General features: G+C 70.0%; 9 protein-coding genes. 4 read left to right on the top strand and 5 right to left on the bottom strand.

The genetic code is table 11. From position 1 onward, the window contains the following. Window positions 1–271 precede the first annotated feature (271 nt). Window positions 272–1,567 carry an NAD(P)-binding domain-containing protein gene (locus tag H5J26_RS06055; protein ID WP_181764656.1) on the top strand — a complete coding sequence of 432 codons (1,296 nt, stop codon included), beginning with the start codon at window positions 272–274 and terminating at the stop codon, window positions 1,565–1,567. Between the two features lie 43 nt (window positions 1,568–1,610). Here H5J26_RS06055 and H5J26_RS06050 read toward each other — a convergent pair whose 3' ends face one another. The 3 genes from H5J26_RS06050 to H5J26_RS06040 form a co-directional block, all read right to left on the bottom strand. Continuing rightward, window positions 1,611–2,315 carry a UdgX family uracil-DNA binding protein gene (locus tag H5J26_RS06050; protein ID WP_181764655.1) on the bottom strand — a complete coding sequence of 235 codons (705 nt, stop codon included), beginning with the start codon at window positions 2,313–2,315 and terminating at the stop codon, window positions 1,611–1,613. 27 nt (window positions 2,316–2,342) lie between these two features. Then, on the bottom strand, window positions 2,343–3,509 hold the full coding sequence (gene mqnE / locus H5J26_RS06045; RefSeq protein ID WP_181764654.1) for an aminofutalosine synthase MqnE: 1,167 nt from the start codon (window positions 3,507–3,509) through the stop codon (window positions 2,343–2,345). Between the two features lie 86 nt (window positions 3,510–3,595). After that, the gene (locus H5J26_RS06040) at window positions 3,596–4,051 is read right to left on the bottom strand and encodes an Lrp/AsnC family transcriptional regulator (protein WP_181764653.1); all 456 of its coding nucleotides are present in this window, start codon (window positions 4,049–4,051) and stop codon (window positions 3,596–3,598) included. A 237-nt stretch (window positions 4,052–4,288) separates the two neighbouring features. Between H5J26_RS06040 and H5J26_RS06035 the strand changes: the two genes are divergently transcribed. From H5J26_RS06035 to H5J26_RS06025, 3 genes are all read left to right on the top strand, one after another. Next, the gene (locus H5J26_RS06035; RefSeq protein WP_181764652.1) at window positions 4,289–4,960 is read left to right on the top strand and encodes a UbiX family flavin prenyltransferase; all 672 of its coding nucleotides are present in this window, start codon (window positions 4,289–4,291) and stop codon (window positions 4,958–4,960) included. A 65-nt stretch (window positions 4,961–5,025) separates the two neighbouring features. Continuing rightward, complete coding sequence (locus H5J26_RS06030; protein ID WP_235980430.1) at window positions 5,026–6,243, top strand: hypothetical protein; 1,218 nt, start codon at window positions 5,026–5,028, stop codon at window positions 6,241–6,243. Window positions 6,244–6,402: 159 nt separating this feature from the next. Further along, window positions 6,403–6,969, top strand: coding sequence for a rhomboid family intramembrane serine protease (locus H5J26_RS06025; protein WP_235980434.1), 567 nt, complete (start codon window positions 6,403–6,405; stop codon window positions 6,967–6,969). 57 nt (window positions 6,970–7,026) lie between these two features. Here the strand turns inward: H5J26_RS06025 and mqnP are convergent, their stop codons facing one another. Then, on the bottom strand, window positions 7,027–7,950 hold the full coding sequence (mqnP, locus tag H5J26_RS06020) for a menaquinone biosynthesis prenyltransferase MqnP (RefSeq protein ID WP_181764650.1): 924 nt from the start codon (window positions 7,948–7,950) through the stop codon (window positions 7,027–7,029). Next, a complete protein-coding gene (locus tag H5J26_RS06015; protein ID WP_181764649.1) occupies window positions 7,947–9,398 on the bottom strand; it encodes a menaquinone biosynthesis decarboxylase in 1,452 nt (483 codons plus the stop codon). Before H5J26_RS06015 ends, mqnP begins: the two co-directional genes overlap by 4 nt. Window positions 9,399–9,464: the final 66 nt, after the last annotated feature.

Below are 9,464 nucleotides of genomic sequence, written 5' to 3'. Positions count from 1 at the left end.
CGTGCACCACCCGCGCCCCCTCCAGCGTCTCCACGCGGATCTGGTCGGGGGAGGTCGGTCCGGTGGAGCGCGCCTGGTTCTCGGCGGACGACCCCGCCCCGTTCTTCGCCATGACCCGCTCCTCGATCCGCCGCTGCGCACGCAAGGCCTGGCTGCGCGTCAGACCTGCGCGTCCCGAGTTCCCGGCCACCGTGCTGGGGCTGCCGTCCACAACGCATTTCCGCACCACTCGTGATGAGCGATCAGTGAATGATCAGAGAGAAGGAAACGCATGTACGACCTCGTAGTGGTGGGCGCCGGCCCCTACGGCCTCTCCATCGCCTCGCACGCAGCAGCGGCCGGACTCAACCTGCGCGTTCTGGGCCGGCCCATGGCCTCGTGGCGCGACCACATGCCCCAGGGCATGTTCCTGAAGTCCGAGCCCTGGTCCTCCAACCTCTCCGACCCCTCCGGCACCCACACGCTGGCCGCGTACTGCGCCGCACGCGGCATCACCGTGGAGCACGGACGCCCGCTGCCCATCGGCACGTTCACCGAGTACGGGCAGTGGTTCGGCAAGCGGGCCACTCCGCTCGCGGACGAGCAGACGGTGACCTCCGTCGTCCCCTGCGCCCGCGGATTCCGGGTCGAGACGGCGGAGGGCGAGGTCCTCGTGGCGCGTACGGTCGTGCTCGCCATCGGCGTCATGCCGTTCGTGCACAAGCCCGGACCGCTGCGCAAGCTCCCCTTCGAGCTCGTATCGCACAGCAGCCACCACCGCGAGCTGTCGCAGTTCAAGGGCAAGGACGTGACGGTCGTCGGAGCCGGCCAGGCCGCGCTGGAGTCCGCGGCGCTGCTCGCCGAGGAGGGTGCCCACGTGCGCGTCGTCGCCCGCGCCGACCGCATCAACTGGAACTCCCCGCCGCAGCCGCTGCAGCGCTCCATGATGCGGGCGCTGCGCGACCCGCACTGCGGCCTCGGCACGGGCTGGCCGAGCTGGGCGTGGTCCGAGATCCCGTGGGCCGTACGGAAGTTGCCGGCCGGGCTGCGCTTGCACATCGCGCGCAACGCGCTGGGGCCCGCGGGCGCCTGGTGGCTGCGCGACAGGTTCGAGTTCGCGGTGCCCGTGCTGCTCAGCAGCCGTCTGACCTCGGCGGAGCTGGTACGGGACCAGGTGCGGCTGCGTCTGGAGTCCACGGACGGCGTCGTCCGTACCGTCGAGACGGACCATGTCGTGGCCGCCACCGGCTTCACTCCGCGGCTGTCGCGGCTGCCGATGCTCGACGAGTCCGTACGCCGCATCCTGCACCGGGTCGGCAACAGCGACGCACCGGAGCTGAACGGACGCTTCGAGTCCTCGCACCCCGGGCTGTTCTTCGCCGGTCTGATCACGGCGCCGTCCTTCGGGCCTTCGATGCGCTTCGTGTACGGCGCGACCTTCACCGCCTCCCGGCTCGTGCAGGGCGTCCAGCGACGCCTGGCCGAGCCGCGGCTGCCGACCGTGCCGCACGCGGCCCGCTCCCGCGTGAGAGACGAGGAGAGGAGAGCGGTCGAGCAGCAGCTGAGCGCTCAGGCCGTACGGCGCTGAGCGCGCAAGCCTGTCAGGCGCTGAGCGCCGGCGAGTCACCGGATCAGGACGTGCCCAGCGCGCCGGCGGCCACCCGCAGGTCCTCCACCAGACCCCGGCGGACGGCCTCCCGGTCATCGGCGCGCAGCACGGCGGACGGGTGGATCGTCGCGAGAAGGCGTTCGGTCCGCCCGTGCACGTCCTGTTCCATGAGCACACCGCGCTGCTTGGTCACCCGGAACGAGGAGCCGAGCAGCGCCTTTCCCGCTGTCGCACCCAATACGACGATCAACTCCGGTTCGACCAGGGCGATTTCAGCGGCGAGCCACGGACCGCACGCGGTCATCTCGCGCAGGCTGGGCGCCTTGTGGATCCTCCGCTTGGACTTCGTCCCGGAGGAGTCCCCGCCCTTGCCGCGCCCGGCGGAGGCGTACTCGAACTTGAAGTGCTTGACCGCGTTGGTGACGTAGGACTGCGCGGGGTCGATCCCCGCCTCCTCCAGGGCCCTGTCGAGGACCTTGCCGGCGGGGCCGACGAAAGGCTCTCCCCGCCGGTCCTCCTGGTCGCCGGGCTGTTCCCCGAGAATCAGGATCCGGGCACCGGGAGCGCCCTCGCCGAAGACCGTCTGCGTGGTGTCCCGGTGCAGGGGGCATCCCCGGCACCGGGCTGCTGCCGCGCGCAGCTCGTCGAGTCCGGCCCCGCCTCCGGGAACGAAGGGCGCAGCGGTGTAGTCGTCCTCGGGACTGCCGTGCTCACGGGGTGCGGCCATGCGGCCGCGAGTACCCCGCCGCCCGTCTCAGATGCGCATCGGCTGAGGCGCCTCGCGGCGCTCCGGGTCCGGGCCGTCGTACTCGCGCAGGATCTCGTAGCGGGTGTTCCGCTCGACGGGCTTGAAGCCCGCGTCGCGGATCAGGTCGAGCAGATCCTCACGGGTGAGCTTGTCGGGCGTGCCGTAGTTGTCGGCGTCGTGAGTGATCTTGTACTCGACGACCGACCCGTCCATGTCGTCCGCACCGTGCTGTAGCGCGAGCTGGGCGGTCTGGACGCCGTGCATGACCCAGAAGACCTTCACGTGCGGCACGTTGTCGAAGAGCAGACGGGAGACCGCGAAGGTCTTCAGCGCCTCCGCACCGGACGCCATCGTGGTGCGCGCCTGAAGCCGGTTGCGGACCTTGCCGTCCTGCATGTCGACGAAGTCGTGCTGGTAGCGAAGGGGGATGAAGACCTGGAAGCCGCCCGTCTCGTCCTGCAGCTCACGCAGACGCAGCACGTGGTCCACGCGGTGACGCGGCTCCTCGATGTGTCCGTACAGCATCGTGCTGGGCGTCTTGAGGCCCTTCGAGTGCGCGAGGCGGTGGATGCGCGACCAGTCCTCCCAGTGGGTGTCGTGGTCGACGATGTGCTGCCGGACCTCCCAGTCGAAGATCTCGGCACCGCCGCCCGTCAGGGACTCGAGGCCCGACTCGATCAGGACGTCGAGGATCTCGCTCGCGTCCATCCCGGAGATCTTCTCGAAGTGCTGGATCTCGGTGGCGGTGAACGCCTTCAGCGACACGGTGTCGGGCAGCGCCTCCTTGAGCGCGCTGAGCGACCGCGGGTAGTACCGCCAAGGCAGCGTCGGATGCAGACCGTTGACGATGTGGAGCTCGGTGAGGTTCTCGCCCTCCATCGCCTTGGCGAGCTTCACCGCCTCCTCGATGCGCATCGTGTAAGCGTCCTTCTCACCCGGCTTGCGCTGGAACGAGCAGTACGCGCACGAGGCCGTGCACACGTTCGTCATGTTGAGATGGCGGTTGATGTTGAAGTGAACGACATCGCCGTTCTTGCGCGTTCGCACCTCGTGGGCGAGCCCGCCGAGCCATGCCAGGTCGTCGCAGTCGTAGAGGGCGATACCGTCCTCGCGGGTGAGCCGCTCACCTGCGTGGACCTTCTCCTCCAGCTCGCGCTTGAGCCCAGCGTCCATGCGTAGCCCTCCTCGGATGTCTGCTTCGAGCGCCTTGTGGAGCCTACTCCCCGCACTTGCGGGGCTCGGGACCGGTCTGGTCCCGCTCAGACCTCCTGCGGGAGTTCACCGACGCGGTTCTCCCACTTCGTGGACAGCACGACTGTCGTGCGCGTACGGGAGACGCCCTTGGTGCCGGAGAGCCGTCGGATGAGGGTCTCCAGCGCGTCCACGTCCGATGCGCGCACCTTGAGCATGTAGGAGTCGTCGCCGGCGATGAACCAGCAGTCCTCGACCTCGCTCAGGTCACGCAGCCGGCCGGCGACGTCCTCGTGGTCGGTGGCGTCGGAGAGCTGGATGCCGATGAGCGCGGTGACCCCCAGACCGAGCGAGCGTGCGTCGACGGTCGCGCGGTATCCGGTGATCACACCGGCGGTCTCGAGCCGGTTGATGCGATCGGTGACACTGGGGCCGGAGAGGCCGACGAGTCGGCCGAGCTCGGCGTAGGAGGCCCTGCCGTTCTCGCGCAGCGCCTGAATGAGCTGCCTGTCCACCGCGTCCATGTGTCCTGGTGCCTTCCGTTGCCGAATGCTTGAGGTCTCCCCGCCGAGCGTGGGGAAGCGTGGCTCCGTGAAATCTCCGGTAACGAATCTAAGGCATGGGGGTCGCTCGCCCTCAGACACCTCTCCTCAAGCGGCTCCGAGGCCACTCTTGGGCCTCCCCGTGCGCTCCTCCGGGATCCGCCGGGCGGGCCCCGCCCCAGGGCTTCGTCCCCGACGCCCCCGCGTACGCTCGACGACGTGACCGCATCGACCGACCGCCGCCCCTGGGTCGTCGGCGTCTCCGGCGCCTCGGGAACGCCGTACGCCGCCGCCGTGCTCCGTGCGCTGCTGCACGCGGGTGAGGCCGTGGACCTCATCGTCAGCCGCGCGGCCCGGCTCACGATTCTCGACGAGACCGGGCACCCCTTCCGTGACGGTCACGCCCAGGAGGACCTGCGCCGCTGGCTCACGCGCGGCGCCGACGGCACACCCGACGCCTTCGACCCCGACGTCTCCGCTGTACGGCACTGGCCCGCCGGCGACCTCGCGGCCGGCCCCTCGTCCGGCTCGTACCCGGTGAAGGGGATGCTGATCGTGCCGGCAAGCACCGCCTGCGTGGCGGGAGTTGCCCTCGGCCTCTCCAAGGACCTGCTGCAACGCACCGCTTCGGTCACGCTCAAGGAGCGGCGGCCCCTCGTCGTCGCCGTGCGCGAGACGCCGCTGAACGGTCAGACGCTCAGGCACCTGGTCTCCCTCGACGATGCGGGCGCCGTCGTGCTGCCCGCCTCCCCCGCCTTCTACGCGGGCGGCAGTTCCGTCCAGCACCTCGTCGACTTCGTCGCGGGCCGTGCGCTGGACGCCGCGGGCGTACCGCACAAGCTCTACCGGCGCTGGGAAGGCGAGTTGGCGGATCCTGACCGCCGCGCCTGACGCTCCCGTGATTTCCGTATCGTCCTGACTGGCGTCGAAGGCCGGTGATGCTGTTGGCTCGGTGCATGCACACCTCCCGCCCGCTCCACCGCCCGCGGCTGCGGCTCGTCGCCGCCGTGGGAGGAGTCGCGTTGCTGGCCGTCTCCGCATCCGCGTGCAGCGCGACGGAACGTCTGACGACCGGCATGAAGGTGCGGAGCGCCGTGGTCAAGCTCGGCGAGCAGTCCTCCGCGACCGTCGTCGCCTCCGTGGACGGTTCTACCCGTCAGGCCCGCACCTTCCTCACGCAGGCGCGCGGCAAGGCGGTCACCCACCGGGACGCGGTCCGGCTCGCGCGGGCCGAACTGACCGTCGCTGCGGGGTCGGGGGACGACGAGACGCCGCTCAAGGAGATGCCGGCGTCCGACGCGGCGGACGTGGCGGCTGCAGTCAACTTCGGCGGCAGGGACGTCGCCGCCCTCAAGTCGGTCGACGACAAGCTGTATCTGCGCGTCAGCCTGCGCTCGCTCGTACGGCAGACGGAGGGCTCGCACGAAGCGCAGAAGACGGCCTCGGAGATCGTCGAGCTCGCGGACGACCTGCCGTCCACGCTCCGGGCGGCGAAGGACGCGCTCAGGGGCGAGTGGGTCAGGGCCGACCCTGAGGCCTTCGACGACTTCGCACGGGCCGCCGAGACGCTGGCGGCACGCGAGGTGGACGAGCGGCACCGTTCCGAGAAGAAGTCCTCCGAGAAGTCCGAGAAGAAGGACAAGGGGAGCGACACCGGCAGCGAAAAGGCCCGCGCCCGCGAGGAGGCCCGCCGCGCGAGCGACGAGGCCAGGCGGAGCCGGGAGATCCGCGACGCGGTGACCGTCGGGGCGGCTCTCGACGGACAGTCGCAGCGCGAGTTCGTGGGCGGCGTGCAGGAGCTCCTCCGCGAGCACGCCACCTTCGCCGACAAGGGCGAGCACCACGGCGCCGAGCGCGTACGGATGACGCTGCCGGGCCGCGAGGCCGCCCATGACCTGGTCGCCGCGCTCCGGCCACTGGGTGCGGAGATCGACCCGGACCGCGTGCCGAAGCGCGACATCACCGCGGACCTCGACATCCGGCGCGGACAGCTGACGACGCTCTCCCTCGACCTCGGCCAGTTCACCGGCGCGGACGACCACCTGCCGCTGCGTCTGGAGTTCAACGGCGGCGACGCCGTGGCCGTCACGGCACCCGGCGGCACCAAGGAGCTGCAGCCGCAGGACCTGGTGGCGGCGCTGATGTACGGCACCCTGGGCACCGAGCGATTCTGACGCCATCCTGGTGTGCGGAACTCGGCAAGCCGTCTGCCACGTTGTAAAGCCACAGGCATCGGCCTCGCTCACTCTCTCTCGGGGGGAGACTCGATGGCGTACGGATCAGGCTCCGACATCAACCGCACCACCAGCGACAAGTCCACACGCGGGGGCGCCATGGCGGCGGCCAAGCTGATCCTGCTCTGGACCGGGCTGCTGTGGCTGCTCGAGGTCGTCGACCACATGACGGGGCACGCGCTGGACTCCTTCGGCATCGTGCCGCGGCAGCAGGGCGAGCTGGTCGATGTGGTTCCCGCCGCATTCATGCACTTCGGCTTCGGTCACCTCGTGGCGAACACGGTGCCGCTGCTCGTCCTCGGCTTCCTCGCGGCGCTGCGCGGCACGGGGCGCTTCCTGGCCGTCGCCTTCACGATCATCCTGGTGAGCGGCCTCGGCGTGTGGCTCGTCGCCCCCGACGGGAGCAACACGGCGGGCGCATCGGGCCTGATCTTCGGCCTCTTCGGCTATCTGCTGGTGAGGGGCTTCGTGGACCGCCGCATCACGGATGTGGCGCTCGGCGGGGTCGTCGCCGTGCTGTACGGCTCGATCCTCTGGGGCGTCCTCCCCACCGACGGAGGCATCTCCTGGCAGGGCCATCTGTTCGGCCTGATCGGCGGCATCATGGCTGCGTTCGTGACCTCGACGGGGCGCTCGTCCGGCGGCGGGAAGCCCGCCTGGCACTGACACCGGTGCACCGGGGGATGCCGCTTCTGCTCGGCGCCCACGGCCCCGTCACGGGTGTCAGACGCTGAGCCCGCGCACCGCCAGGTCCAGCAGCGCGCACACGAAGAGCGCGATGCCGATGAACCCGTTGACCGTGAAGAAGGCGCGGTTGAGGCGGGAGAGGTCGCCGGGCTTGACGATCGAGTGCTCGTAGACGAAGGCGCACGCGACGATCAGCAGCCCCAGCCAGAAGAACACCCCGGCCCCTGTCAGCACACCGAACCAGGCGAGCAGGACCACCGTGACGACATGGCTGCCCCGCGCCCCGTACAGCGCCGCCGCGATCCCGAAGCGTGCCGGTACGGAGCGCACGCCGTGCGCACGGTCGGCCGCGACGTCCTGGCAGCCGAAGATGAGGTCGAAGCCGCCGATCCACACGCCGACGGCCAGCCCCAGCACCACCGCGTCCCACGACCAGACGCCCGTCACCGCGATCCAGGCGCCGATCGGGCCGATGGCCTGCGCGATCCCGAGGATGGCGTGCGGGAAGTCCGTGAAGCGCTTGCCGTACGGATAGACCACCATCGGCACGACGGCGACGGGCGCGAGGGCGAGGCAGAGCGGGTTGAGCAGGGCGCACGCACCGAGGAAGACGGCGACGGCGACGAGCGCGCCCGTCCACGCGGACCGCACGGACAGCGCGCCGGTGACCAGTTCGCGTCCGGCGGTTCGCGGATTGCGCGCGTCGATCTCGCGGTCGATGATCCGGTTCGCCGCCATGGCGAAGGTGCGCATCCCCACCATCGCCACGGTGACCAGGAGCAGCTCCCGCCACTGGACCGTGCCGCTCGTCTCGAACATCGCGGTGAGCCCGGCGATGTAGGCGAAGGGCAGCGCGAAGACCGAGTGCTCGATCATCACCAGGCGCAGGAACGCCTGCACCCCACCGCGTGACGGGAGGTCGGCCTCCGCGCTTCCGCCCGTCGCGACGTCCCCACTCACAGGCCGTACTCCTTCCAGCGCCTCGTGACGCGTTCGGCGACTTCGGGATCCGACTCGATCATGTTCGGCCAGCCGCCGTCACGGGTGTAGCCCTCCTCGGGCAGTTTCGCCGTCGCGTCGATGCCGGCCTTGCCGCCCCAGAACTGCTGGTACGAGGCGTGGTCGAGGTGGTCGACCGGGCCCTCGACGATGCTGAGGTCACGGGAGTAGTCGACGTTCCCCAAGGCGCGCCATGCCACTTCGTGGAGGTCGCGTACGTCGCATCCGGCGTCCACGACGATGATCAGCTTCTCCAGGGAGAGCATGTGTGCGCCCCAGATCGCGTGCATGACCTTCTGGGCGTGCTTCGGGTACTTCTTGTCGATCGAAACGATCATGCAGTTGTGGAAGCCGCCGGCCTCGGGCAGGTGGTAGTCCACGACGTCCGGGACGATGATCTTGAACAGCGGCAGGAAGAACCTTTCGGTCGCCCGCCCCAGCGGCCCGTCCTCCGTCGGCGGGCGGCCCACCACGATCGACTGGAAGACCGGACGCTTGCGCATCGTCACGCAGTCGATCGTCAGCGCGGGGAAGTCCTCCTGCGGCGTGTAGAAGCCGGTGTGGTCGCCGAACGGCCCCTCCGGCAGCGTCTTCCCTGGCTCCAGCCAGCCCTCCAGCACCACTTCGGCGTTCGCGGGCACCTGGAGCGGCACGGTCTTGCAGTCGACCATCTCCACGCGCTTGCCCTGGGTGAAGCCCGCGAAGAGGTACTCGTCGATGTCGCCGGGCAGCGGCGCGGTCGCGGCGTAGGTCACCACGGGCGGGCAGCCGAAAGCGATGGCGACGGGCAGCTTCTCACCGCGCCGGGCGGCGACCTGGTAGTGGTTGCGGCTGTCCTTGTGGATCTGCCAGTGCATGCCGATGGTGTTCCGGTCGTGGCGCTGGAGCCGGTAGAGGCCCAGGTTCCGTACGCCGCTCTCCGGGTGCTTGGTGTGCGTCAGACCGAGGTTGAAGAAGGACCCGCCGTCCTCGGGCCAGGTGAACAGGGCGGGCAGCTGCTCCAGGTCGACGTCGTCGCCGCGCAGCACGACTTCGTGGACGGGCCCGTCCTTCACCTTCTTCGGCGGCACGTGCGCCATCGCGCCGAGCTTGCCGAAGGCCTCGCGCATGCCGACGAAGCCCTGCGGCAGTTCGGGCTTGAGCAGCCCGCCGATCTTGTCGCTGATCTCGTCGTACGACTTCAGGCCGAGCGCTTTGAGAAGGCGCCGGTCCGTACCGAAGACGTTCATGGCCAGCGGCATCGAGGAACCCTTGACGTTCTCGAACAGCAGCGCGGGACCGCCGGACTTCTGCACCCGGTCGACGATCTCCCCGATTTCGAGGTACGGATCGACCTCGGCGGTGATGCGCTTGAGGTCCCGGTCCCGCTCCAGCGCCCGCAGCAGCGAGCGAAGATCGTCGTATGCCATGCGCCCCAGTATCCGCCATGGCTTCACGCACTCGGCCGCCCGCCCCCGGGGGTTCCCGCACACCGT

Source organism: Streptomyces albidus (ex Kaewkla and Franco 2022) (genome assembly GCF_013870515.1).
In the GTDB taxonomy this organism is placed as follows: Bacteria; Actinomycetota; Actinomycetes; order Streptomycetales; family Streptomycetaceae; genus Streptomyces; species Streptomyces albidus.
Note: the sequence above shows the minus strand (reverse complement) of the source record. Positions and strands in the feature narration are given on the sequence as shown.